At 39.8% G+C, this 24,687-nt stretch carries 27 protein-coding genes and 1 tRNA gene; 18 read left to right on the top strand and 10 right to left on the bottom strand.

Features of this window, described 5'->3' with window-relative positions; all coding sequences use genetic code 11:
- Window positions 1-47: 47 nt before the first annotated feature.
- The 4 genes from ACIQCO_RS10145 to ACIQCO_RS10130 all read right to left on the bottom strand — a co-directional run bounded on the left by ACIQCO_RS10145 (window position 48) and on the right by ACIQCO_RS10130 (window position 2,192).
- Complete coding sequence (locus tag ACIQCO_RS10145; protein ID WP_400428098.1) at window positions 48-476, bottom strand: GNAT family N-acetyltransferase; 429 nt, start codon at window positions 474-476, stop codon at window positions 48-50.
- A gap of 6 nt (window positions 477-482) precedes the next feature.
- Window positions 483-995, bottom strand: a complete 513-nt coding sequence (locus ACIQCO_RS10140; RefSeq protein ID WP_400428095.1) for a YjcG family protein — start codon at window positions 993-995, stop codon at window positions 483-485.
- A gap of 140 nt (window positions 996-1,135) precedes the next feature.
- The gene (locus tag ACIQCO_RS10135) at window positions 1,136-1,858 is read right to left on the bottom strand and encodes an alpha/beta hydrolase (RefSeq protein ID WP_400428091.1); all 723 of its coding nucleotides are present in this window, start codon (window positions 1,856-1,858) and stop codon (window positions 1,136-1,138) included.
- A gap of 109 nt (window positions 1,859-1,967) precedes the next feature.
- On the bottom strand, window positions 1,968-2,192 hold the full coding sequence (locus tag ACIQCO_RS10130; RefSeq protein ID WP_400428089.1) for a hypothetical protein: 225 nt from the start codon (window positions 2,190-2,192) through the stop codon (window positions 1,968-1,970).
- 189 nt (window positions 2,193-2,381) lie between these two features.
- On the opposite strand from ACIQCO_RS10130, the gene ACIQCO_RS10125 reads away from it, so the two are divergent.
- Window positions 2,382-2,453 (top strand) — tRNA-Val (locus tag ACIQCO_RS10125).
- Between the two features lie 161 nt (window positions 2,454-2,614).
- On the top strand, window positions 2,615-3,223 hold the full coding sequence (locus tag ACIQCO_RS10120) for a flavin reductase family protein (protein WP_400428516.1): 609 nt from the start codon (window positions 2,615-2,617) through the stop codon (window positions 3,221-3,223).
- 104 nt (window positions 3,224-3,327) lie between these two features.
- On the opposite strand, the gene ACIQCO_RS10115 is transcribed toward ACIQCO_RS10120, so the two are convergent.
- Together ACIQCO_RS10115 and ACIQCO_RS10110 are read right to left on the bottom strand one after the other, a co-directional pair.
- On the bottom strand, window positions 3,328-3,969 hold the full coding sequence (locus ACIQCO_RS10115; protein WP_400428086.1) for an endonuclease III domain-containing protein: 642 nt from the start codon (window positions 3,967-3,969) through the stop codon (window positions 3,328-3,330).
- A 485-nt stretch (window positions 3,970-4,454) separates the two neighbouring features.
- Window positions 4,455-5,372, bottom strand: coding sequence for a DNA-3-methyladenine glycosylase family protein (locus ACIQCO_RS10110; protein WP_400428514.1), 918 nt, complete (start codon window positions 5,370-5,372; stop codon window positions 4,455-4,457).
- A 153-nt stretch (window positions 5,373-5,525) separates the two neighbouring features.
- On the opposite strand from ACIQCO_RS10110, the gene ACIQCO_RS10105 reads away from it, so the two are divergent.
- From ACIQCO_RS10105 to ACIQCO_RS10085, 5 genes are all read left to right on the top strand, one after another.
- On the top strand, window positions 5,526-6,239 hold the full coding sequence (locus ACIQCO_RS10105) for a 2OG-Fe(II) oxygenase (RefSeq protein WP_400428083.1): 714 nt from the start codon (window positions 5,526-5,528) through the stop codon (window positions 6,237-6,239).
- Between the two features lie 87 nt (window positions 6,240-6,326).
- Entirely contained in the window at window positions 6,327-6,920 is a 594-nt protein-coding gene (locus tag ACIQCO_RS10100; protein ID WP_400428080.1) for a bifunctional transcriptional activator/DNA repair enzyme AdaA, read from the top strand.
- Entirely contained in the window at window positions 6,917-7,438 is a 522-nt protein-coding gene (locus tag ACIQCO_RS10095) for a methylated-DNA--[protein]-cysteine S-methyltransferase (RefSeq protein WP_400428078.1), read from the top strand. The genes ACIQCO_RS10100 and ACIQCO_RS10095 overlap by 4 nt, the downstream gene beginning before the upstream one ends.
- Window positions 7,439-7,508: 70 nt before the next feature.
- Window positions 7,509-8,435, top strand: coding sequence for an aldo/keto reductase (locus tag ACIQCO_RS10090; protein WP_400428076.1), 927 nt, complete (start codon window positions 7,509-7,511; stop codon window positions 8,433-8,435).
- 37 nt (window positions 8,436-8,472) lie between these two features.
- Window positions 8,473-9,345, top strand: a complete 873-nt coding sequence (locus ACIQCO_RS10085; protein ID WP_400428073.1) for a GNAT family N-acetyltransferase — start codon at window positions 8,473-8,475, stop codon at window positions 9,343-9,345.
- A gap of 55 nt (window positions 9,346-9,400) precedes the next feature.
- Here ACIQCO_RS10085 and ACIQCO_RS10080 read toward each other — a convergent pair whose 3' ends face one another.
- A complete protein-coding gene (locus ACIQCO_RS10080; RefSeq protein ID WP_400428070.1) occupies window positions 9,401-10,975 on the bottom strand; it encodes an MDR family MFS transporter in 1,575 nt (524 codons plus the stop codon).
- Between the two features lie 248 nt (window positions 10,976-11,223).
- On the opposite strand from ACIQCO_RS10080, the gene yknW reads away from it, so the two are divergent.
- The 6 genes from yknW to ACIQCO_RS10050 all read left to right on the top strand — a co-directional run bounded on the left by yknW (window position 11,224) and on the right by ACIQCO_RS10050 (window position 17,127).
- Entirely contained in the window at window positions 11,224-11,895 is a 672-nt protein-coding gene (yknW, locus tag ACIQCO_RS10075) for a YknW family membrane protein (protein WP_400428067.1), read from the top strand.
- Window positions 11,895-13,022, top strand: coding sequence for an efflux RND transporter periplasmic adaptor subunit (locus ACIQCO_RS10070; RefSeq protein WP_400428064.1), 1,128 nt, complete (start codon window positions 11,895-11,897; stop codon window positions 13,020-13,022). Before yknW ends, ACIQCO_RS10070 begins: the two co-directional genes overlap by 1 nt.
- A complete protein-coding gene (locus ACIQCO_RS10065; RefSeq protein ID WP_400428061.1) occupies window positions 13,019-13,711 on the top strand; it encodes an ABC transporter ATP-binding protein in 693 nt (230 codons plus the stop codon). The genes ACIQCO_RS10070 and ACIQCO_RS10065 overlap by 4 nt, the downstream gene beginning before the upstream one ends.
- Window positions 13,708-14,901, top strand: a complete 1,194-nt coding sequence (locus ACIQCO_RS10060; RefSeq protein ID WP_400428058.1) for an ABC transporter permease — start codon at window positions 13,708-13,710, stop codon at window positions 14,899-14,901. Before ACIQCO_RS10065 ends, ACIQCO_RS10060 begins: the two co-directional genes overlap by 4 nt.
- A 362-nt stretch (window positions 14,902-15,263) precedes the next feature.
- On the top strand, window positions 15,264-16,433 hold the full coding sequence (gene trpB / locus ACIQCO_RS10055; RefSeq protein ID WP_400428055.1) for a tryptophan synthase subunit beta: 1,170 nt from the start codon (window positions 15,264-15,266) through the stop codon (window positions 16,431-16,433).
- 73 nt (window positions 16,434-16,506) lie between these two features.
- Entirely contained in the window at window positions 16,507-17,127 is a 621-nt protein-coding gene (locus tag ACIQCO_RS10050) for a YitT family protein (RefSeq protein ID WP_400428052.1), read from the top strand.
- A 302-nt stretch (window positions 17,128-17,429) separates the two neighbouring features.
- Here the strand turns inward: ACIQCO_RS10050 and ACIQCO_RS10045 are convergent, their stop codons facing one another.
- The gene (locus ACIQCO_RS10045; RefSeq protein WP_400428049.1) at window positions 17,430-18,233 is read right to left on the bottom strand and encodes an alpha/beta fold hydrolase; all 804 of its coding nucleotides are present in this window, start codon (window positions 18,231-18,233) and stop codon (window positions 17,430-17,432) included.
- 337 nt (window positions 18,234-18,570) lie between these two features.
- On the opposite strand from ACIQCO_RS10045, the gene ACIQCO_RS10040 reads away from it, so the two are divergent.
- Entirely contained in the window at window positions 18,571-19,188 is a 618-nt protein-coding gene (locus tag ACIQCO_RS10040; protein WP_400428046.1) for a hypothetical protein, read from the top strand.
- Window positions 19,189-19,304: 116 nt separating this feature from the next.
- Here the strand turns inward: ACIQCO_RS10040 and ACIQCO_RS10035 are convergent, their stop codons facing one another.
- Window positions 19,305-20,084: an alpha/beta fold hydrolase gene (locus ACIQCO_RS10035; RefSeq protein WP_400428043.1), complete on the bottom strand. Its 780-nt coding sequence runs from the start codon at window positions 20,082-20,084 to the stop codon at window positions 19,305-19,307.
- A 281-nt stretch (window positions 20,085-20,365) separates the two neighbouring features.
- Here ACIQCO_RS10035 and ACIQCO_RS10030 point away from each other — a divergent pair, with 281 nt between their 5' ends.
- A complete protein-coding gene (locus tag ACIQCO_RS10030) occupies window positions 20,366-21,496 on the top strand; it encodes a sensor histidine kinase (protein WP_400428040.1) in 1,131 nt (376 codons plus the stop codon).
- 2 nt (window positions 21,497-21,498) lie between these two features.
- Window positions 21,499-22,098, top strand: coding sequence for a response regulator (locus ACIQCO_RS10025; protein WP_400428038.1), 600 nt, complete (start codon window positions 21,499-21,501; stop codon window positions 22,096-22,098).
- A gap of 125 nt (window positions 22,099-22,223) precedes the next feature.
- Here the strand turns inward: ACIQCO_RS10025 and ACIQCO_RS10020 are convergent, their stop codons facing one another.
- Window positions 22,224-23,069: an alpha/beta fold hydrolase gene (locus ACIQCO_RS10020; RefSeq protein WP_400428035.1), complete on the bottom strand. Its 846-nt coding sequence runs from the start codon at window positions 23,067-23,069 to the stop codon at window positions 22,224-22,226.
- A 209-nt stretch (window positions 23,070-23,278) separates the two neighbouring features.
- Between ACIQCO_RS10020 and ACIQCO_RS10015 the strand changes: the two genes are divergently transcribed.
- Window positions 23,279-23,473 (top strand): IDEAL domain-containing protein, encoded by a 195-nt coding sequence (locus tag ACIQCO_RS10015; RefSeq protein ID WP_400428032.1) that lies wholly within the window; start codon window positions 23,279-23,281, stop codon window positions 23,471-23,473.
- 235 nt (window positions 23,474-23,708) lie between these two features.
- A complete protein-coding gene (locus tag ACIQCO_RS10010; protein ID WP_400428028.1) occupies window positions 23,709-24,683 on the top strand; it encodes an ornithine cyclodeaminase family protein in 975 nt (324 codons plus the stop codon).
- Window positions 24,684-24,687 lie beyond the last annotated feature (4 nt).

Below are 24,687 nucleotides of genomic sequence, written 5' to 3'. Positions count from 1 at the left end.
TCCAGGCAGATAAAAAGCACTTGCCATGTAAAGGGCAAGTGCTTCATTTAAGTTATGATTTCTTTAATCATTGTTTTATGGGGAATTCCTGCATCCAAAAACTCCTCTGAGGCGACCACATATCCAAGACCTGCATAGAAGGGAATAGCTTGGGTCTGGGCATTTAGCTTTAATTTCTGTAACGCAAGTGACTGTGCGTGGTTCTCGATTGCATTCATTATCGACTTCCCGGCTCCCGTCTTTCTTGCTTCTCTTAATACACAGATGCGTTCAACTTTACCGTACCCATCCACTACACGGAATCTGCCAGCACCGATAGGAGCATCTTCTAGATACAGGACAAAATGATCGGCATTATCTTCGTATTGATCGATTTCCTCTTCAAGGGGGACGTTTTGCTCCTCCACGAAAACAATTTTTCTTATTGAAAAAGCATCTTCAAGCTCTTTTTGATTTTCTACAACCTTTACTTTCACGTAATCCTATTCCTTTCCAAGACGAAATGTTTCATAAACGGTCCAAGAACCATTTTCTAATTGATATAGAAGGTGGAAGCGGTCAATTGTTTCTTCATGATCAAGTTTGGTCATACTTAGTGAACCAAAGACATCTGAGTGCTCGTCATTGGAAAGCTTTTGACCAATCGTAATATGCGGAACAAAGGCATAATCTGGGTTTTGTTCGCTAAATTCTTGATTAACTTCGGAATGTAGAGCTACAAGTTCTTCCGTTTTGTCTACTTTGAAATAGATAACATTATTTACAGGCTGAAACGAGCTGATTTTGGAAGTCTTTAATGAGAATGGATTCGTATTTCTAGCGATTTGCCGTAATTTGTCTGCTAAATCCTTCGCATCCTCTTCTGTTGCTTCAAAGGCATTCTTTAAAGTGAGGTGTGGAGGAATTAGGGCATAATGCGGATCATAGCGTTTACGATAAGAATTCACCAAGTCTTGAAGCTTTTTTGACGGGAAAATAACAACTCCAAATTTCATAGGTTTACCTCCGTTTATATAAAATTATTTTCTTGGAAAACCAATACTCATAAAAAGCCTTCCTGTTATTATAGCAAATTTTCAAAATATATTAAATAACTTAAATCACTCTTATGTAACTTGTGACTATAGTTGTAAGCCTAAAATAACATTTTAAGCGCCCTTCTTATATCTGGCTGCCAGTATGTCCAGGTATGATTTCCGTTAAATTCTTCATAAAAATAGGTAAAAGGTTTTTCTGAAATCACTTTTGAAAGTTCGCGGTTTGGGCTAAGGAAATCACTCACTTTTCCGTTAGTCATATGTACTTCCGTTTCTTGATTGCCAATGACATGATAAATTTCTAAAAGCTGCGCTTCAGAAAAGCATTTTACTAACTCCATTACTTGGTCGTCGACATAAGGCGATTGCAGCAGCACTTTTCCAAATGTGTGCGGGTATTGAATCGCCGTCATTAATGAGACGGTTGCGGCAAGCGAATCGCCAATAAGTGCCCTAGTCGAACCCATATGATAAGTAGGATACTCTCTATCAAGAAAAGGAACTAATTCATGGGCAAGGAAACGAATGTATTTTGGGTTCTGTACTCCTTCAGGATGGTATTTCCTGCGCCGGTCCTCCACATCCTTATAGGGTACCCCAACAATGATTAAATTTTCAATTTCCCTTTCAGAAAGAAACTCATCTGCTACACGGCCAATTCGGCCAAGCTGGAAATAATCGCGGCCATCCTGGGCGATTAACAGCGAGTATTTATATAACGGCGAGAAGTTTGCAGGCAGATAAACAAGGAGCTGCATTTCTTCACCAAGCTCAACGCTTTGAAAGGTAAGTTCTTTAATCGTGCCTTTTGGAAACTCCATACGACAAAACCCCCAATATTTCGATTAATACAACTGCATTTTATCATATCTTAATTAGAAAAGCTTTTACCAATTGGAAGGGAGGTTGGGGGAATCAGAAAATAGGGGTTTAGTGAAGGTATCGCCTTTTTGAAAGGGTTTCGGGCATTATGGATAAAATGTTTGCCCGCTTAAAGGTGCGGACTTGTTTTCGAAGCAGACAATAGGCACGAATATATTCCTCATTCACTTCCATCACAATCAATTTCCGCTGTGATATCTCATGGTTTTTGGCAAGATAAATCATTTCTAATGGCATTTTTTCTTCGATCGAACGGATAAAAAGCCCATCCATGCTAATTCCTCCTTTCTTTTTTATAATATTATTATATCCGAACATTCGTTCTTTATTCGAGTGAAATTGAAATGTATGTTCTGGTTATTTTTCTTGCTTTAAACTTTCACACTTCAACTATGCAAGATAATAAAACTATTGACATTCTCGGGAATTTAAATATAATTAGAAATGTAATTAATTTAATATGACTTGTTAGCTCAGTGGGAGAGCACTTCCTTGACAGGGAAGGGGTCGTGGGTTCGAATCCCTCACAGGTCATCGAAAATCCTGATATCTAAATGATGTTAGGATTTTTTTAATTCTAGTATTCATGGCGACAGGCACTGTTCGATTGATTTATATTCTAAAAACCATATAGGGAATTGTATAATGAATCATAAAGAAGAGGGAGTTGAAGAACCATGAGGAAAAGTGAATCAATGCTTTCGATTGACCCATCAAAGAATACTGCGATTGAAAATTATAAATTGATGATTGGGAGTGTTATTCCCAGGCCAATTGCATTTGTGACCTCGTTAGCAAGTGATGGTACCTTAAATGCTGCTCCGTTTAGCTACTTCAATATTGCCTCATCAAAACCGCCGATGATTTCGATAGCGGTATTAAGAAAGGAAACGGGTCAAAAGGATACCGCACGCAACATTGTGGGTCTTAAGGAATTTGTCGTTCATATTGTCGATGAAGGGATTATTGCACAAGTGAATGAAACAGCGGCAAGCCTCCCGCCTGACCAAAGTGAAATGGAACTAACAAATTTCACAGAAGTTGAGAGTACAAAGATTTCGGTACCAGGAATAAAAGAGGCAAAGATTCGGATGGAGTGTGTATTAGAGCATCACGTAATTTTAGGCGATGAAGATGCGCCCAGCAGTGACCTAATCATAGGAAGAGTGATTCAATTTCATTTTGATAAGGAAATTTATGAAAATGGAAAAATCAATCAAATTGGTTTAGCTGCCGTCAGCCGGCTTGCAGGACATAATTATGCAAAAATTGGTGAGGTTTTTGAAATTATTAGGCCGAAATAAGTGCCCGCACGGTAAATGAAAGAACTTTTCATTGCCCGAAATAAGAAAAACAGCTTCCCCACGGTCAATGAAAAGTTCTTAGAGATAAAATGGAGAAATATATCCTAGTCCAGTCTTCGATCACATATACCAAATAACGGGCAGCTATCACATATAGGCGTAGCTTTACAAAACTCCTTCGCATGTTTCACAATAAGGGCGTGGAATTCATTATATAGCGCCAAGTCCCTTGGTAGTTCTTTTTCAACTTGTTTTCTAAAGGTGTCATATGATGCTGGCATATTAAAGCCTAGACGATGGAAAATTCGCCTCGAATATGCGTCAACTACAAAGATTGGCGTGTCAAAGGCATAAAGCAAGATGACGTCAGCTGTTTCAGGACCGATACCCTTGATGCTTAATAACTCAATGCGCAGTTGATGTTTGTCTACTTTTTTTATCAAATCGATGTCATATTCATAGGATTTAAACCATTCCATATAGTACTTGATCCGACTAGCCTTTATATTGAAAAAGCCGCTTGGCCTGATGAGTTGGGCAAGCTCATCAATCGATAACTTGTCTATTGCTTCAGGTTTCAAAAACGGCTTTAGATTATCTAGGGCCTTGTCGACATTGCGCCAGCTTGTATTTTGAACAAGTATGGAGCCCATCATCATTTCAAACGGTGTCTCCGCTGGCCACCAGCCTTGAGGGCCGTAGTGTTCGTATAATTTGTTGTAAATTAATTGATATTCGTGCTTCATTTTTCACCGATTCACTTTCTATTTCGTTTTCTGTACCAAGAGCGACCAAAAGATTCTAGAATTATTCTACTTGGATGTTTCCGTGGATTTTGGCCCCATGCGTTGATGTAGAAAGGTTCTAATGGACAAAACCTCATGAATCCGGATAGAAATGTCCAATAGAGGAGTTCTAATGGACAAAACCTCATGAATCCGGATAGAAATGTCCAATAGAGGAGTTCTAATGGACAAAACTCCACGAATCCGGATGAAAACGTCCAATAGAAGCCTTTTACTTAGTGTTTTTTGGATATTAATTGGAAATCATCCGAATTTGAATGATTTTATACGCAATTTCCTCTACTTAAGACATAACTTCGTTCACTTACTACCTATTTTTCAAAACTTACGACATTTACTGGATAACTATTGGTAATTCGTCTGACTTAAGAGACTTTATGGGAAAATTCCTCCTTATCCGTCTGAAATTTTTAATTTTCCTATTTTTAGTAAAGAACCCGCCATAAATAAAACGTGGCATATGCTTGCCAGCCCTCCCATCTTACTGAAAGCTTTAAAAGCTCTTCCTTTGCAGGCTTTTTCTCTGAACGGGTCAGATGTTTGATGGCGTTATGCAGCCCGACATCATCAATCGGATAAGCTGAGGTATATCGCAAACAGCGCATTAACACATAATTCGCTGTCCAAGGACCAATCCCGCGAATCTTGATTAAACTCTTTTCAGCTTCTTTAAGGCTACCCATCCTCAATAATTTTTCCTTCGATAATTCTCCGCTGGCCATCAGTTGGGCAATGCCAATAATATATTCACTTTTTTTCAAAGTCATTTTAATTTCTGCTAGATCTGCAGGTGTTAATTGAGCGATTTCATCGAAGGAAGGAAACATCCAATACTTCTTGCCATTCCACTCGATTGAATCGCCAAATTTTTCAACAAATTGTCTTTTTAACGTGTAGGCGAACGGTAAGTTTATCTGCTGCCCTAAGACTCCCCAGCAGAGGGCCTCAAATAAATCGGGCACACCGATCACACGTAATCCGAAAAATTCCTCGACTGGCCCCTTAAGGAGCGGGTCTGCTTTTGCCATTTTATAAAACGGCGTTAAATCACGGTCAAGATCAAACCAGTCACGAATGTACTGGGCAACCTCAGCGCGCTCCGACTGATTATTCGGTCTAGAGTCTTTTAAAAATTGCACGATCATCTGATTAAATTTATTTACGTGTATTTTTACTAAGGTTCGGGTTTCTCCAACGGCAATCACGCTTGTGATCATTTCGTTTTCGACTTCAAACATACATTCATTTTTGTTCCGTTCTAAATAGCCAAGGTTTGCTTTTATATTAAAATCGACTGGCAGCTCAATGATGATATTCCCATTGATTTCCTGCCAATATTCCATTGTGTTTTGTTGATTAGCCACATTCAAACCTCCGCATCTAATAATCATTATCACAAAAAATTATTTCATTATCTTGCTTTTCTATTCGAAAAAAACCTATTTTCAGAAGAAAAAGGGCTATATTGATAATAACAAAAAATGGAGGAGATAACGATGGTTCATGATATTCAATCCCGTGTACAAAGCTTAGACTGGGAGGTCATTCAACAAGAATTAGATGAACAAGGTTTTGCAAAGCTGCCCCCGATTTTAACTAAGGCAGAATGTGAATCGTTCATGGAGTTATATAGTGATGAACAGTTGTACAGAACAACGATTAATATGACGAGATACCGTTTTGGGAGCGGAGAGTACAAATATTTTTCCTACCCATTGCCTGAACTGATTCAAGGGTTACGAGAATCGTTTTATGCAGAGCTGACCAAAACCGCAAATCGCTGGTTGGGTTATTTGAAAAAACCGGAACAGTATCCGAATACGCTGGAAGATTTTTTAAAGACTTGTGAAGAAAAGGAGCAAACGAGACCAACACCATTAATCTTAAAATATGAAAAAGGCGGCTTCAACTGTATGCATCAGGACCTTTACGGAGACGTATTTTTTCCATTTCAAGTTGTCATTATCCTGAATCAACGCAATCAAGACTATACAGGGGGGGAATTCCTCCTTGTAGAGCAAATTCCTAGGGTCCAAAGCAGGGGACATGTCCTTACAGTTGAACAAGGTGGTGCGATTATTTTTCCAACAAACTATCGACCTGCCAAAGGAAAAAAGGATTATTACAAAAATACACTTCGCCACGGTGTCAGCACGATTACATCTGGAGAGCGATATGGTTTAGGGATTATCTTCCATGATTCTAAGTAACCCTAAATTTCAATATCTTGCTTTTTTATTCCCGAGAACTTACCTATCGTTTGTGACGGAGCTATAATAATAGAAGAGGTGGTCTAAATGAGAATAGAGCTTCAAGAGGATTCTAGTAATGATATCATGACAGATGAAAAATGGCAGGCCATTATCGGGAACGATGCAGCGTACAATAATCAATTTTTCTATGCTGTTAAGACAACGGGAATCTTCTGTAAGCCATCATGCAAATCTCGCGTTCCCAAAAAAGAAAATGTACGGATTTTTCAAAACGCAGAAGAAGCCATGTCTGCTGATTTCCGACCTTGTAAACGATGCAAACCCACGAATGAGCGATTACCTGATAATGAATGGATTGCGCTCGTTACGGAATACATTGATAAGAACTATCCTGCAAAGCTAACACTTGAAACTCTGGCTGAAATAAGCCATGGAAGTCCGTATCATTTGCATCGAACATTTAAAAAGATTACCGGTATCACGCCTGTTGAATATATACAACAAGTTAGAATAAATACGGCCAAAAAATATTTACTTCAGTCTGATCGAGCGGTTGGCGACATAGCAAAAATGGTTGGTATCGCTAATACACCCTATTTTATTACCATATTTAAAAAGATGACGGGCGTTACACCCGCCCATTTCCGTCAATTACATGAATCGGAGGGAACAAAATGAAGTCACAAAAGAATAGTACACCCATTTATTGGTCACTGCTGAATTTTAAAGATTGGAATCTATATATTGCTGCGACAGAGAAGGGACTTTGTTACGTCGGGTCACAGAACAAGCCTTTTGAGGAATTTTCGATATGGGCAAAAAAACGGTTTCCAGGAAGCCCTCTAGTGGAGGACAGGGAGAAACTGAACCCTTATGCAGCCGAACTAATAGAATATTTTAATGGGAAAAGGAAGAGTTTTACTATCCTGTTTGATTACCATGGGACGGAGTTCCAACTTGCTGTATGGAACGCACTTTGTGAGATTCCGTTTGGAGAGACAAAATCCTATTCTGACATTGCAAACTTTATCAATAAACCTGCCGCTGTTCGGGCAGTTGGGGCGGCTATTGGTGCTAATCCGGTGTTAATATCAGTGCCTTGCCACCGTGTTGTCGGAAAAAATGGCTCGCTGACTGGCTATCGCGGCGGATTAGAGATGAAGACACAACTCCTTGATTTGGAACGCAAGGTTTAGAAACTTGGGCGAATCTCTTAGATTAAAGTATAATGAAGTTGATGAAATTTAAAAAAGGGAGGTAAAAAAAATGAAGTATATTAACATTGCAAACACTGATTTACAGGTTTCTAACATGATTATGGGTAATATGCGTTTAACAGAGTTGTCTTTGCCTGAAGCGGAAAATTTAATCCGGACGGCCATGGATGAGGGCATTAATTTCTTTGATCATGCGGATATCTATGGAAAAGGGAAGTGTGAGGAGATTTTTTCAGAAGCAATTCAAATGAATCCAAGCATCCGTGAAAAAATGATCTTGCAAAGTAAATGCGGTATTATCTCCCCGGAAGGCTATTTTGATTTTTCTAAGGAGCATATCATTGAGTCAGTTAATGGGATTTTAAAGCGATTAAATACCGAATATCTTGATATTTTGCTGCTTCATCGTCCCGATCCATTAATGGAACCTTCTGAAGTGGCAGAGGCCTTTGAAGAATTACATAACAGTGGTAAGGTAAAACATTTTGGTGTATCGAACCATAATCCGGCCCAGATTGAACTGCTACAGAAATACATACCACATAAATTGGTGGTAAACCAATTGCAATTTAGCATTGCACACACACCAATGATTGACTCAGGAATTACTTTGAATATGAAGGTTGATCAAGCCATTAATCGAGATAGCAGTATTTTGGAATATTGCCGTCTGCATGATATCACGATGCAAGCCTGGTCACCTTACCAGCACGGTTTCTTTGAAGGGTCATTTTTAGGAGATTTGGAGCGTTTTCCAAAGTTGAACGAGGTAGTAGACAATATTGCTGAAAAATATGGCGTTACGAATACTGGTATAGCTACAGCGTGGATTACACGCCATCCTGCTAACATTCAGGTGGTGCTTGGAACTACTAAGACCGAGCGGATGAAAGAGGCATGTAAAGGTGCCGAAATCACATTAACAAGAGAAGAATGGTATCAAATTTATAAGGCTGCCGGGAATATGGTTCCTTAATTGTAACCTTTTAGGAAACATTGGGAGTTGAATTATTTTGCAGGAATTATCTTTTGTGAAAAATTATAAAGAAAACTTTTCTTTAAGGACCAGCTTTAACCAGCTGGCTGCCAGTACCTTTGGCATTCAGTTTGAAACTTGGTATCAGCATGGCTTCTGGACTGAAAAGTATCAGCCGTATTCTTTTGTCGATAATGGCAAGGTGGTTGCGAATGTATCGGTTAATCTTTTAACCTTGGTGATTAACAATGAGGAAAAACAAGCTGTGCAAATTGGGACGGTTATGACACATCCCGATTATCGAAATCAAGGGCTCGCGAGAAAGCTGATGGATAGAGTCTTAGAGAATTTCAGTCAAGTTGATCTTATCTATTTGTTTGCCAACGAAACAGTATTAGACTTTTATCCGAAATTTGGGTTTACCCCTGTGTCAGAAGTACAGTTTTCAATGGACTATAGTCACATTCCATCTGAGCAATCAAAGGTGAGAAAATTAGATGGGAGTAAGCCGGATGATTTAGCTTTTGTCTATTCTTTAGCAGCTGAACGGATTTCAGGTTCAAAGTATTTTGGAACAAAGGGCAGTGAGGAATTACTGATGTTTTATTGTCTTATGGTTTTCAATCAGGATCTCTACTTCCTTGAAGAGGAAAAGTGTTTGGTCATCTTCCAGCGTGAAAATACTGTTTTACATCTTTATGATTTGATTAGTAAGGAGAAAGTTGGGTTGAACACTATTTTACATAAGATCGCTGACGAAAGTATTACTAAAATTGTCTTTCACTATCATCCGGATGATAATGAGGTTAAGCTTGACAAACAGCCATACCAATCTAATTTATTTGTAAAAAATATGACAGGTGTTACACTGCCAAGGGAGTTTAAACACCCGAATACATCGCAGGCTTAACATGTAAATAATTAAAACACCCCGCAATTTTTGAATCATGCGGGGGTGTTTTTGGTTAGGATTCAGTTGCACCTGAACCAGCAGGCTGACTGTCGCGTTTAATCCGTCCCTTGCCTACAGATAAAGCAACAAGGATACCAATTGAAATAAAAATAAGACCGGTTAAAAAGACGGTTGAAAAGGATTCAGTCCAAGCAGTTTGAATGCCATGAATGACGATTTTTTGAATTTCTTCCGGCAGTTTTAAGAGACTTGGATCAAGAAGAAGTCTAAATAGTGAATCAGTTTTTTCAGAAAGAATCTTTAGTGCTTCATGTGCGATTGGATTTTCAGTCTCTTTCGCCGATTGAATCATTTTTGTTCCAAGCGAATGGTTCATGACAGAATTTAAAACAGTAATCCCAATGGTACCTCCGATTGAACGGAAAAAGGTTGATGCAGCGGTAACAGTTCCGAGTTGTGACTTTGGATATTCATTTTGAATGGCAATCATTAATGTCGGCATTACTAATCCCATTCCCAGCCCTAAAACCACCATATAGGCATAAGCGTTTAACACACTTGATTCCAATCCCATTGTACTCATTAGGTAAAAGCCAAGTGATGCGAGGACCATTCCTGTTGTTAAAACAGTACGGAACTTGAACCGAAGCAGCAGCTGTCCACCTACAACACTAGCGACAATCATGGCAATCATCATCGGTGTCATGGTAGATCCTGCTTTGGTTGGTGAAACACCGAGAATCCCCTGCATAAACATTGGTACGAACATAATCGCTCCAAACATACCAAGGCCCAATAAGAATCCTAATCCATTCATCGTCGCAAAAATGCGATTTTTAAATAAGGATAGATCCAAAATAGGCTCAGCAGCTTTCTTTTCAATAAATCCAAATACAATGAATAGCAGCAAGGACCCGCCGAAAATTAAGAAAGATGTGATCGATGTCCATGCAAATTTATCGCCGCCAAAGGTAAGTCCAAGTAATAGTAAAACGATCGAGGGAATTAAGGTAATTATGCCTAAATAATCGATATTCACTTTGTCCTTTTTCGCAACTGTTTCATGCTTCAATCCGGTAAAGATTAACAGAGCGGATAGCAGTCCAAATGGTACATTAATCAGGAAAACCCAGTGCCAGCTAATATGGTCTACAATTAGACCGCCCAAAAAAGGTCCGATAACAGAACTTAATCCAAATAGAGCACCAAAAATCCCCTGCCACTTAGCTCGTTGTTCAGCCGTAAAGATGTCCCCAATGATTGTTTGCGATAGCGGCATAATCATTCCGCCGCCGATTCCTTGAATGCCCCTGTAAATGACCAACTGTTCCATTGAAGATGCAGTCGCACACAAACCTGAAGCAATAATAAAGATAATCGTTCCTAATAGGTAAAGAAACCGTCTGCCGTAGAGGTCTGATAATTTCCCAACAATCGGTACAACCGTGGTTGAGGTAATCATGTAAGCAGTTGTAACCCAGGCAAAAATAGTGAAGCCGTTTAATTCCGAAATAATTGTCGGCATCGCTGTCCCCACGATGGTTTGTTCTAGCGCGCTAAAGAACATCCCGATAATAAGACCGGTTAAGACTAGTTTTGTATTTATTCTTTGTTCTTGTATTCCCATATTTAAAATCTCCTCTCTAGGTTTTAATCATTTTCACAAGACTCCTATTAAATGTGCAGGGGAGAGATGAGGATTATTTTGCCCTAATTCCTGCTGAATCATTTTATAATTGAGTGACCAGTCAGTCAATCATTTTTTTAGAAAAGATGATGGTGTTAGGCACAGCTGAAAAAAATGAAACTTTCTGCAATCTTTATCGTATTATTAATAGGAATCTTTTACATAAATGGATAGGGGTGTGTTTTTTGATGGAAATGGAGAAAGATATGAACACGGTGAAAGAGAGTCCGAAGTTATTGGGCATGTTTACAAGTCCGGGTTTACAGTTTGAGAGGATTAAGCAAAATCCAAGAATCTGGGTGCCGCTCATTATTATTAGTATCCTATATTTTGCAGGATCGTTATTAATGGCAAATTCCATTGATGAATCCATTTTTAATGGTCAAGAACTCCCGAAAGATCAAGTTGAAATAATTTTAACATTTACAAAGGTTGTGGCAGTGGTAATGGGTGCTTTATCACCTGGCATTACTATTCTCATCAGCAGTGCTATTCTTTTGATCATTGCAAAAATGGCCAATTCAGCTGTTTCCTTTAAACAGTTATTTTCCATGAATACCTATATTGCAATTATTGCCGCGGTGGGGCTGATTATCAATATGGCGGTTAGGTTTATCATCGGCGGGAAACCAGAAATATATATTACTAGCTTAGCAGGTTTTCTGAATCTGGATAAAGCTGGTGTTTTAAGTTCCGTTGAGGTGTTTGGAATATGGGGAGTTATCCTGACAGCACTTGGGCTTCATAAAACAGCGCAATTTTCTAAAGGGCTGGCCTGGACGATTGCGATTGCCTTCTTCTTAATTGGGATGGGCTTTGGCTTGGTTGGGACTCTATTTCAAGGAGCGCCGAAATTATAATGAAAAAGAAAACATGGATTGCGCTTGGTGTTGTCAGCTTAGTTATCATCATGATTTCTGTCAGTGTATACCGGCAGGTTTTGGCCAAAGGGCCTACGGTTAAAACAACAGAAATCCAGCAGGAAGAAATATCATCACTGTTGATGGTACCTGGTACAGTAAAACTTCAAGACGAACAAATCGTTTATGCCGCACCGGATAAAGGGGAGCTGAAGGAACTGCTAGTCGATGAGGGGCAGACAGTTAAGAAAGGAGCCGTGTTGGCTAAACTGCAAAATCCTCAGCTGGAATTAGAAATAGAGCAAAATAAAATTGCGATTGAATCAGCAAATTTGAAAATTAACCAAATCGATAAAAAAATAAAGCAACTTAAGGACAAAGAAAAGTCGCTCTCTGACCAGGTTGGAAAAGAGGAAGCGAAGAAACAGCTTGCACCGGAACTCGAACAGCTGGAAATGGAAAAGAAACTAGCCAATTTGGATTTGAAGCAAACCGGGCTCCAAAAGGATTTGATAGCCAAGCGCCAAGCTGAATTAGAGATTAAGAGTACGATAGACGGTGTCGTTTTGGCTGCAAAAAAGCCAGTTTCAGTTTCTAGTACTGGTGCAATGGCTGACCCGATTTTACATATTGGTAAGCTTGAAGGGATGACAGCATCGGGACTGTTATCTGAATACGACACATTAAAGGCGAATAGCGGGCAGAAGGTTATTTTAAAATCAGACGCAGTACCGGGGCAGGAATGGCAGGGCGAAATTATAAAGATTGCGGTTCTCCCGGAGCAGAGCCAAGCGGGCATGCAAAACGGCAGCCAGGCGGTACAGTACCCTGTTACCGTGAAAATATCTGGAAGCGCGTTGACCTTAAAACCAGGTTTCCAGGTGATTATGGAAATTGAAACAGATAAAAAGTCTGCCATGGTGCTCCCAATCGATGCAGTTCATGATGATGGTGACAAGCCTTATGTGTTTATCGTAAAGGATGGAAAAGCCCAAAAGCAAAACGTGAAAACGGGTATTACATCCGGAGAGAAGATTGAAATCCTGGAAGGGGTCTCAAAAGGAGACAAAGTGATTGTGAATGGGCCCGACAACCTTAAGAATGGGCTGGAAGTGACAGTTAAATGATTAAGCTAGATTCGATTACTAAATCATTTTTACTTGGAAAAGAAAGTGTGCATGTGTTAAACGGAATAAGCCTTGAAATCGAGCAAGGTGAATTTGTTGCCATTATGGGTCCTTCAGGCTCCGGGAAATCGACCTTGATGAATATTATTGGCTGTTTGGACAAACCAACTGAGGGAGAGTACTACCTGGGCGGCGAAAATGTATCACATTATTCCGAAAAGGAATTGGCGCGGGTTCGAAATCAATCTATTGGCTTTGTTTTTCAACAATTTCATTTATTGCCGCGGCTTACAGCGTTAAAAAATGTTGAACTGCCGATGATTTATGCGGGTATATCCAAAAAAGAGCGGCGGGCCCGGGCAGAAGAGGCATTATTGAAAGTAGGGCTGGGAGACCGGATGGATCACCTTCCCAATGCCCTATCTGGCGGACAGAAGCAGCGGGTGGCCATCGCCCGGTCGATTGTAAATAAGCCGAAACTTATTTTAGCAGATGAACCGACAGGGGCACTTGATTCGAAAACAAGTAAGGATATCATGGAACAATTTCTCGGGCTTAATGGAGAAGGCGTTACGGTTATCGTCGTTACTCATGAGTCTGAAGTGGCGGCATATGCAAATCGGACGATTATGGTAAGGGATGGATTGCTCCAGTTCCCTGCTGCGATGGATAGGGGGCAGCAGCGATGAGTTTTATCGAAAACCTTGGGATGGCATTAAGTTCCCTTAAAGCCCATAAGATGCGCAGTATTTTGACAATGCTGGGAATCATTATTGGTGTCGGCGCCGTTATTATCGTTGTGGCAATCGGACAGGGCGGTGAAGCCATGCTAAAGGCACAAATTACCGGTCCCGGCAATACGATTGAAATGTTTTATCAGCCGTCAGACGAAGAAATGCGGGCAAATCCTAATGTCTTCCAGCAGGCCCCGTTTAAGCAAGAGGATATCCGTGCCCTTGAACAAATACCTGGAATTAAGCGGGTTGTCGCCTCAAGTACGAAATTTTCGTCTGCTCGATTTCAAACGGATTCAACCGATGTGTCGACAACGGGAATTAATCAGGCCTACCTGCAATTGAATGAGTTGAAAGTAGAAAAGGGAAGAGGCTTCTCTTCTGCTGATTTTCTCGGCGGCCGTCGTGCGGGGATTATTAGCAATAAATTGCAAGAGAAGTTATTTAAAGAGGAGAATCCTGTTGGAAAAATCATCATGGTTTCCAATCAGCCGATTGAAATTATCGGTGTCTTAGAAAAGCCTACTGGTCTGCTGGCGTTTGGCTCCATGGAGGTTTATCTTCCTTTCCAAACATGGAGAAATATTTTTGGAAGCAGTGACTTTACCCAGGTAACTCTTCAAGCAGCTTCCGCTGAGCAGCTCCAAGTGGCGGGTAAAAAGGCGGCTAAACTTTTAAATAATTTGCATAATACGGAAAAGTCCTATCAAGTTATTAATATGGAAGAAATCGCTCAAGGAGTCGGTCAGGTTACTAAAATAATGACGCTGATTATTGGAAGTATTGCTGGTATCTCCTTATTTGTTGGCGGAATTGGTGTCATGAATATTATGCTTGTTTCCGTAACAGAACGGACAAGGGAAATAGGGATTCGTATGGCACTTGGGGCAAATCGCGGACAGGTGTTAACACAATTTTTAATTGAATCAATGACCTTAACCTTAATCGGCGGTATCCTTGGAATTTTTCTCGGCTGGGTAACGTCCACGATTGTCAGCTACTTTGCCGGCTGGCCATCCTTGGTATCATGGCAGGTTGTAGTAGGCGGAGTGTTGTTTTCGATGATTATTGGAGTCTTGTTTGGACTCCTTCCAGCCAATAAGGCAGCCAAACTAGACCCGATTGATTCACTAAGATACGAATAACGAAAACAAAATCTAGCAGGAAGGAGTGTGGCATATGCTTTTTATGCCACACTTTTAATTTTTTGTGGAAAAGGGGCGGAGCGCCGCATAAACGAATCGGTATAACCAGTCGAAGTGAAAATATACATTTCGTACTTTGAATAGGTGAAGCCAAGCTCTGCTCACACCGCCTTTATTATGTTGGTCTACCACTCAAATAAAATACATTTCCATGCATGGGTTGGGATTTGAAACTAATGATAGTTTTTTATTTAAAAAGTTTGCAGAAATAGAATAAGGTGATAAAATTAATTCTAATATTCAGTCAACTATATTGGGTTTGACTGAATCAATTTAATAGCTTAGAAGGAGTCGAGATGAGAATGGAAAGAGTGAGCGTAGAGAGTAAAGGGTATTTTGGAGAGTTTGGCGGCAGTTTTATTCCTCCAGACCTGCAGCAGGTAATGAACGAGTTGGAGAGACAGTTTTTAAAGTATAAAGACGACCCGGAGTTCATTGAAGAATTTAACTATTATTTAAAAGAATATATTGGTAGGGAAAACCCGTTAACGTTTGCTGAAAATTTAACAAAACAGATGGGCGGGGCAAAAATTTATTTGAAACGGGAAGATTTAAACCATACAGGTGCGCATAAAATTAATAATGCCATTGGACAAATATTATTAGCGAAAAGGATGGGAGTGAAGCGGATTATTGCAGAAACCGGTGCCGGTCAGCATGGTGTAGCAACGGCAACTGCCTGTGCGATGTTTGGGATGGAATGTATTATTTATATGGGCCAACTGGATACCGAACGCCAAGCGCTGAATGTCTTTCGAATGGAGTTATTAGGGGCCAAGGTTGTTCCTGTCACAAAGGGGCAGGGCCGCTTAAAGGATGCTGTCGATGAAGCATTAGGTGATCTGGTTCAAAACTATAAAAATACCTTTTACCTGCTGGGATCGGCGGTTGGTCCGCATCCATATCCAACGATGGTTAAGCATTTTCAAGCAATCATTAGTAAAGAATCCAAACGCCAAGTGCTTGAAAAAGAAGGAAAGCTACCCACTGCGGTAATTGCTTGTACAGGCGGCGGCAGTAATGCTATCGGTGCGTTTGCCCACTATATTGATGAAAAAAATGTCCGCTTAATTGGGGTGGAACCGGCGGAAGCACCCACATTGACAGAAGGTGTTCCTGCAGTTATCCATGGGTTCAAATGTTTAACATTGTTGGATGATGCTGGTGAACCTAAACCAACTTATTCGATTGCTGCCGGGTTGGATTATCCCGGTGTAGGACCGGAGCACAGCTACCTGAAAACAAGCGGAAGAGGGGAGTATGTGACAATTACCGGACAAGAAGCATTGGAGGCGTTTCAACTATTAAGCAAAACAGAGGGCATTATCCCTGCACTGGAGAGCTCCCACGCAGTAGCCTACGCTATGAGACTAGCAAAAGAACTAGCAGCTGATGATGTGCTAATCGTAAACCTATCAGGCCGCGGTGATAAAGACGTCGAGCAAGTCTTTCATATGTTAAAGGGGAAGTAACTTTGATGTTTTAAACAATGGGTGTCAGGCACCAAAACCCATAAAATGTAAAGTGGTGCTAAAGGGGACAGGAATGTATAGAAGAAGAGTTAAATACTATATTGATTATAGTAGAACAAGTGATATGTCTTTTTATAAGCGAGGTTGTTTTGTTTTTTTCGGCTCCTCGCTTGTCGCTTTGTCCCTGCAGCTATTTTTGGTTAAAAACCTTGTGATTGATGGGGGAATTATCGGGATTAGCATTATTCTATCACATGTTACAAGTCAGGAAGTGAGCCTGTTTCTATTGCTATTGAATACTCCGTTTTTCTTAATCGCTTATTCTTTCTTAGGAAAAAGGTTCCTAATACTAAGCGTTTTCGCCATTGTTGTCTTATCGCTGGAAACGTATATATTAGAACCCTTTCCTGTTTTAACAAATAATCCAATATTAGTGATAATCCTCGGCGGCATTGCTTTAGGCTTAGGGGTAGGAATAACGATTCGATTTGGCGGCTGCTTAGATGGGACAGAGGTATTAGCAATCCTGTTTAGTAAACGTTCCCCTTTTTCCATTGGACAATATGTCCTATTATTTAATATCTTTATTTTCGGAAGCTCGATTTTCATAATTGGTTTAAATGAGGCCGTCTATTCATTGGCAACCTTTTTGGTAGCCTATAAAACGATTGATTTCTCTATTCAGGCTCACTAATGCTTGTCTTTAAAGAACCTTGGATAACACGGCTAGCCAAGGTTCCTTTGGAAAAAGTTAATAAGAAATGCCCGGTCAACTATTTAAGACCGGGCATTTTTTATTAACTTGGCTGTATTAAAAGTGAATGTTGATTTCCGTTCCAGGCGCTTCGCTTTCCGCGGGGCGGGCGGTGAGCCTCCTCGGCGCTAAAGCGCCTGCGGGGTCTCACCTGTCCCGCTGCTCCCGCAGGAGTCTCGCGCCTTCCACTCCAATAAACATTGTGCTCAAAATAAACAATGTGCTTTAACACAGCTATTAACTTATAAATTGTGTAAAAAATCCAGCACTCTTTTATTCACTAAATCATTTGCTTCCGTTACATAGATGTGCCCTGCGCCTTGGATGGCCATAAATTCGGCATTCGGAATTTTCTCTGCTAAGGTCACCCCATTTTCGTAAGGTACAAGTTTATCTTCGTCACCGTGAATGACAAGGGTCGAAGCCTTAATCTGTTCAATCTCATTATAGGTATCATGGGCCAAGCATGCTTGAAGCTGGAGCATGTATGCATATGGAAGAACAGGCAGCTCTATTCGTTTTTGAATATCCTCAGCAACTAATTCGCGTTGATTTTCTATAAAAGCTTGGCTGTAAAGGATTGGTGCTGTCGCCCAGGCCATTTCTTCCGGTGTTGCGATTGAAGAGGCCCTTGAGAGCATGAGCATTGAGACATCAGCACTAGGTTGTACATGATTCTCACCACCGGAGGTTGTACATCCTAGGATCAGGGAACGGATCCTTTCAGGGTATTTAAGTGCCAGCCTCTGGGCAATCATGCCGCCCATGGAAATACCATATACATGAGCTGATTCAACACCAGCTGCATCCAGGACGGACCGAGCATCTTCCGCCATAAGCTCAATGGAATATGGGGTATTGGGTTTACCGCTTAACCCTACTCCCCGATTATCAAAAATAATTACTTTGTAGTGTTCACTAAGAGCAGGCAGAGTTCTGAACCATGACTTTGAATTGAGCGACAATCCCATAATTAATAATAGCGGTTCTCCTTCACCGTGAACCTCATAATAGAGATCAATACCATTTGCATTGGTAGATGGCATGTAGGACACTCCTTTTCATCTGATAATAGTAGATTATATGATGGTGTGCATGCGCAAAGAACAAAGAAGGGAAGAGATATTGCCAAACCACCAGCATACTACTATATGCCTTCTCAAAAAGAATAAAACCGATGCGGTATATCTCCAGTGTCCACCTCACGCGGACAAATGTCTTTTTGTGGTGCCTGACACCCCTTCATAATTGGCATTTTTGAAACTTTTCTGACTTTCGCTGTAATTGTCTTGATGGCTTCCAGTTATTGTGTTTAGATGAACATACCAACCAGTCAGTTAAGAGGAGTTTTATGAAGAATCTAAAGACGGAGGAGAATTTACAATGACTGAAAAAAAGGTAGCAGAAGTTGATACGCTGGAATCCGCGGTAAATGAAGAAAAACAGCTTTCAAGTCTTGACCTTATTTGGAAGCTGGGATTTGATGAATTAGATGCATGGGCAGAGCGTTATAACAAGCGGGATGAACTTTTCCTAGAAGCAGCCAAGAGCTATGTGGATAGAATTAAACAAAATCAAGAAAGTATCCTGACGATTGCTGGGCAATTTACGATGGAACTAAAGGATTGGGAGCAAGCTGCCCGGGAGGAATTATTGGCGACTACAACAACTTTACAGCATTTCTTCCCTATTAAGTCGTATGAGGAAATCAATCAAGTAGTAGAAGATTTCCAAAATAAAACCGCTTCCCTGTTAGTAACTCCTATTAGTAAGGTAACCATTGGTCAAATAGAAGCATTGGATAAATATTTGGCCGCAATCGATCAATATATTTCTTTACGAAAAAAGGGCAGAGAGAAATATGTAAACAGTATCAAGAAAACGACTAATGTATTATACGAAAATCAAAAATTGTTTTTAAATTTATTTTCAAAGCAAGTAAAAACAGCGATGCTGCCATTTCAAAAATTCATGAAAAATGTAACAGAAGTTACGAAATGATAATGAGGTGAAGGCAGATATCGGATAAAGAAAATAATTGAGTAAAAAAAAGCTGCAAGTTTCTCTGTTTATAATGGCTTGGAAATGGTGAAGAGGAAGGAACCGCCCCTTCCTCTCTAACTTGACTTCTTGTGTTGATTTAAAAAGTTACGAAGGACTTTATTAAAGGGGTCTTTTGCCTCGAGCTTGGCAATGTGGCCAGTATTCCTAAAGATAACAAACTCGGAGTGGGGAATTTGTTTATGCATCATGAATTGAACCCATACCGGTATCACTGAATCATATTGCCCGCCAATAATTAAGGTCGGTATATTAATTTTAGGGAGCAACCGTAAATTATTGACGTTAAGGCATGCTTCCATTGATTTGCCATAATATTTACGGTTTGGCTGGTAAAACCGTGAGAAGCTTTCAAAATTTTCCTTTGACCAAGAATAAAGGCAAACCTTCGCTGCTGTTTCTCTCAAAATATCTGAAGATTTGTTTTCCGTTCGGTATTGATGGTGTTTTAAAAATAATTTTCCCAGCCGTTTTGGAGCATAATGAAAAGTGCTTACGAGCATTAGCGAGCGGCACATTTCAGGAGCCTGGCGGTAAATTTCCTGCGCGACGATACCACCCATAGACAAACCGCAGATGTGGGCACTTTCAAATCCAAGGCATTTCAATAGACTTATGACATCCATGGCAAAGTTTGTAATCGAAATCTCTCCCGGTGATTGATACTCACCATGTCCGCGTAAATCAGGGATAATCAATTCATATTGGTCGGCAAATTCAAACTGATTTGCCCAGCCCTCTTTTATTTCCTCAAGGCCGTGAATAAAAACCAAAGGCTCACCAGCACCAAGACGTAAATAAGGAATTCCGGAGCAATTATGGAATACTTCACTCATGATTCATTCCTCCAAGCTGATTTTTATAAACGTTGTTCCCATTATTTGTATGGTATAATCATGTGCTAGATTCTATTTAATTGTATTTTCCTCGCTGACAAAACATTACATATAAAGGTAAATTACATGTAATGAGGAAATTGAAATGTATTGTTTAAAAAGTTTGACGTGGTATAAGGAGAGATCTTTTTATTTAAAATGAATTGTGCAAAGGAGAAAAACAATGGTACTTTAAGGTATGATAGAAGAGTAAAGGATTTTGTGAAAAAGAGGTTTCGTTAATGATAAAAAGGTATATGACTTTCCAAAAAAACAATGGAATTGCTCCTTATATTTGGACAGTTCTTTGCATCTTGCCGTTTTACTTTATTTTTCAATCCCCTTCAACGATACAAATTATTGTCGGGATTTTACTTACGCTAGTGTTCTTTATCCTTTACCGGATTGCCTTTATATCAAAAGGCTGGCCGGTCTATCTTTGGACGCTAATCCTAATAGGGATATCCATCACAGCGACAAGCCTTTTCAGCTATGTTTATTTTGCCTTTTTCCTAGCTTATTTTATTGGCAATATTAAAGATCGGATCGCCTTTCTTACTTTGTATTTTATTCATTTAATTAGTACATCCGCTTCGATTAACTATAACATTGTCATGCATGAGAAATTATTTCTTCAGCAATTACCATTTGTTATCATCATTTGGATTAGTGTCATCCTCCTTCCGTTTAGTATTCACAATCGGAAGGAAAGGGGCCAGCTGGAAGAAAAACTTGAGGATGCAAATAAGCGTATTTCTGAGCTCGTCAAAGCAGAGGAGCGACAGCGGATTGCCCGAGACCTTCATGATACCCTTGGACAAAAGCTTTCCCTAATTGGCTTGAAGTCGGATTTGGCACGAAAACTCATTTCGAAAGATCCTGAGCAGGCACGAAGTGAATTGAAGGATGTTCAGCAAACGGCAAGGACAGCGTTAAGCGAAGTACGAAAAATGGTGTCCTCGATGCGCGGAATTCGCTTGAAGGATGAGATTCTTCGCGTTAATCAAATTATTGATGCTGCCCAAATAAAGTTTGTAAGTGAAGGCGAATTCACGCTGACAAATGTTTCGCTGTTAACCGAGAATATTTTAAGCATGTGTTTGAAAGAGGCCGTAAACAATGTGGTTAAACATAGCGGGGCAACTTCCTGTTTTATTTCTATTGAGCAATCATGGAAGGAAACTGTGCTGACGATACGCGATGACGGTTTGTTCAAAGGTGAGAAAGAAATCTTGGCTGAAGGACACGGCCTGATTGGTATGAAAGAACGGCTGGAATTTATTAATGGCAGTCTTGAGTTATTGACAAATGAAGGAACTACTTTAATTATTAGAGTACCGAATGACGCTAAGCTGAGTTTGGAGGAGGATTGAAAATGATAAAAATCGTTATAGCTGAAGATCAGCAAATGCTTTTAGGAGCCTTTGGCTCGCTGCTTAATTTGGAAGAGGATATGGAGGTAGTCGGCAAGGCATCAAACGGGGAAGAGGCGGTAACACTTGTCAAAAAGTTTAAACCGGATGTTTGTATCATGGATATTGAAATGCCTGGAAAGAGCGGTCTTGAAGCAGCAGAAGAGCTTAAAGGTCTTGGCTGTAAAGTGATTATTTTAACGACTTTCGCCCGAACTGGCTATTTTCAACGTGCGCTAAAGGCTGGTGTATGCGGCTATTTGTTAAAGGATAGTCCAAGTGAAGAACTGGCGGGGTCCATCCGTAGTGTGATGGCAGGCAGACGAATTTTTGCTCCCGAACTGATGGACGATGTCTACGGAGAAGAAAATCCATTGACCGACAGGGAAAAAGAAGTGTTAGAACTTGTCGCAGATGGAAAGAACACGAAGGAAATCGCTGAAGAGCTCAGTATCAAAACTGGAACCGTCCGGAACTACATTTCCATTATCCTAGACAAACTTGAAGTAAAAAACCGCATCGAAGCCATAACCCAGTCGAAAGAAAAGGGATGGTTTAAATAATTCAAGTAGTTTACGAAAGTAATCGGGCATTCCGTACGGTCTTCCTGTTTTTGTTTAAGCGACTAAGCTTGCTGTTCTGAATGACAAGCTTAGTGGCTCTTTTATTTAACCGAGATGAGCGAATACTAATCGGCCGCCAATTGAAAATTCCCTGAAAAGTTTTTTATATATTCGTACACCTCGTTAGGTCGTTCTTCAGGGAGGGCATGGCCCGTCTCTTTTAAGACAATCAGCTTAGAGTTAACCAAGTCCTTGTTAAGCTTTTCGCCGACTTTAAGCGGCATCGAATTATCATGGTCACCCCATAATAAAAGACAGGGAGTTTTGATTTGGTGAAGGACTTCGGCCGGAAGATCACCCTCGCGGTGTCGAATCATTCTAGTCAGGGCCACGAAAATTTCATCCTCCAAAAAGGGCTGCAGGTAGCCGTTAATCATTTCATCATTAATAATCGAGTGATTATAGAGGGCGTCCTGGAGATTTTTTTTCACGCCTGTTCGAGCAAACCAGTATTTCACAAAAAGGTGGAAATACGGAATATAACTGGTTAGAATTAACGGCAATTTTGACCGCTTTAGGTAAGCCGAGCTGCAAAGTAGAATTGCTTTGTCAGCGAGCTCAGGCATCATATGAAGAATATTTAAAACGATTTGTCCGCCCATAGAGTGACCGATAAAAGTCATTTTCTTTAAGCCGAAAGATTCAGTTAGTTTGATGACGGTTTGGGCAAGGTTTTTATAAGAGTAGACATATTGATTGCATTTGGCACTTTTCCCGAAAGGGGGAAGATCAATAGATAACACTTGGTACTCCTTTTTCAAAAGTGAGATTAAATGGCGAAATGTAAAGGTGGAAGACAGAAACCCATGCAATAAAACAAACGTCTTATCCGATGCTTGATTAGGATAAAATTCATAAAAAACATTAATGTTATTTACCGGCAGATAACCAATTGATTCAGTTTGTTCCATCAGTTTTTTCCTCCTGCCCCTATCTAAAATAGTTGAATATAATATTCCCCATTTTCAGGTCCTTACACTTAAAAAGTTGGTATTGTAAAAGCAAAAATAAAAAAAATGATGTTCCTATTACCAAATTTTTTTTGAATTTCCAAAATAAAATATTTGAATTTTTAGAAAACTCCTTGTATAATGAAAAAAAGCTTAAGGAGTTGATTTCCATGGAAAAGAAATTATTAAATTCACCACAACATTCCGATGAGAACGCAGATTCTGTAGTAGCAGAAATGTTCCTTAAAAATGCCCTCCTTGAATTCAAACGGGAGAAAATCCGCAAGGAAATCGACCAAACATTACAAGACGGAAATAAGGAGCTATTCCTTAAACTAACAGAGGAATTAAAGAATATTTCCTAAATTAGTTACTGACACACTTACTACTAAATAATTGGGCCTGATTAAAAAAATCATTAACCCGAAAAATGGACACGATGAAAGTCATGTCTATTTTTCGGGTTTTTCAATGTCTTCAAAGATTTATTATTATTGAAATAAAATTTAATTTTTCGAAAACTGAGTATATAATGAATTCAAATGAAAAAAAGTTAGGGCTAATAAATATAATAAAGGATGAATGCTAGGAGTGAGTTTTTTGTTAGCAATAGGTAAGGATGAGGTACAAGAGTTATTGACCATTAAATCCTGTATGAAAGTGTTAGAAGCAGTATTGGCAGATTTAACAAGGAACGAAGCGATACAGGAATTACGGTCTGTTTTCCCGATTGAACAGGGAAATGTTTTAGGACAAATGCCGGGATATTGGAAGAGAGAAAAAGTAGTGGGCACAAAAATTATTACGGTTTATGCCGAAAATAATAAGAATGGGCTGCCTTCACATCAGGGAGCCGTATTAGTTTTTGACTCAATTACCGGTAGGTTAAAGGCGATTGTAGATGGTGAGAAAATAACCGCGATAAGAACGGCAGCGGTTAGTGCCATTGCCACTAATCATTTAGCGAGAGAAAATTCAGAAATAGTAAGTATTTTAGGAACAGGTGAGCAGGCTAGGAGTCATCTCGAAGCAATGTTGTTAGTTCGGCCGATCAAACAAGTAAAAGTTTGGGGCCATACGAAAGAAAAAGCGCTATTGTTTCAAGAAGAAATGGTTCAAAAATTCAAGGTCCCAATTCAAGTTTGTGATTCAGTAAAAGAGGCAGTTTATGATGCAGATATCATCTGTACTGTAACTGCTTCGAAAGTACCGATACTAAAGGGTGATTGGGTTAAAGCTGGTTCACATGTGAATGCAGTTGGAGCTTGTCAGCCAAATGATAGAGAACTAGATACTGATTTAGTTAAAAAATCAAAGTTCTATGTTGATCGGCTAGAATCAGCAATCAATGAATCGGGAGATTTTCTTATCCCATTAAAAGAGGGAGTGATTGCTCAAACTCATATTATTGGAGAAATTGGAGAGCTGTTAACCAAACAAATTGAGGGGAGAAAATCGGAGATCAGTATTACCATTTTTGAATCACTGGGGCTGGCAATTGAAGACTTAGCAGCAGCTAATTTCATTTATCAAGAGGCAGTAAGGTTAAATAAAGGCACGGAAATTTCGATATAAGGCG

Source organism: Neobacillus sp. NPDC093127 (assembly GCF_044754175.1).
Classification (GTDB): domain Bacteria; phylum Bacillota; class Bacilli; order Bacillales; family Cytobacillaceae; genus Neobacillus.
This window is presented reverse-complemented; position numbering and strand designations above follow the sequence as displayed.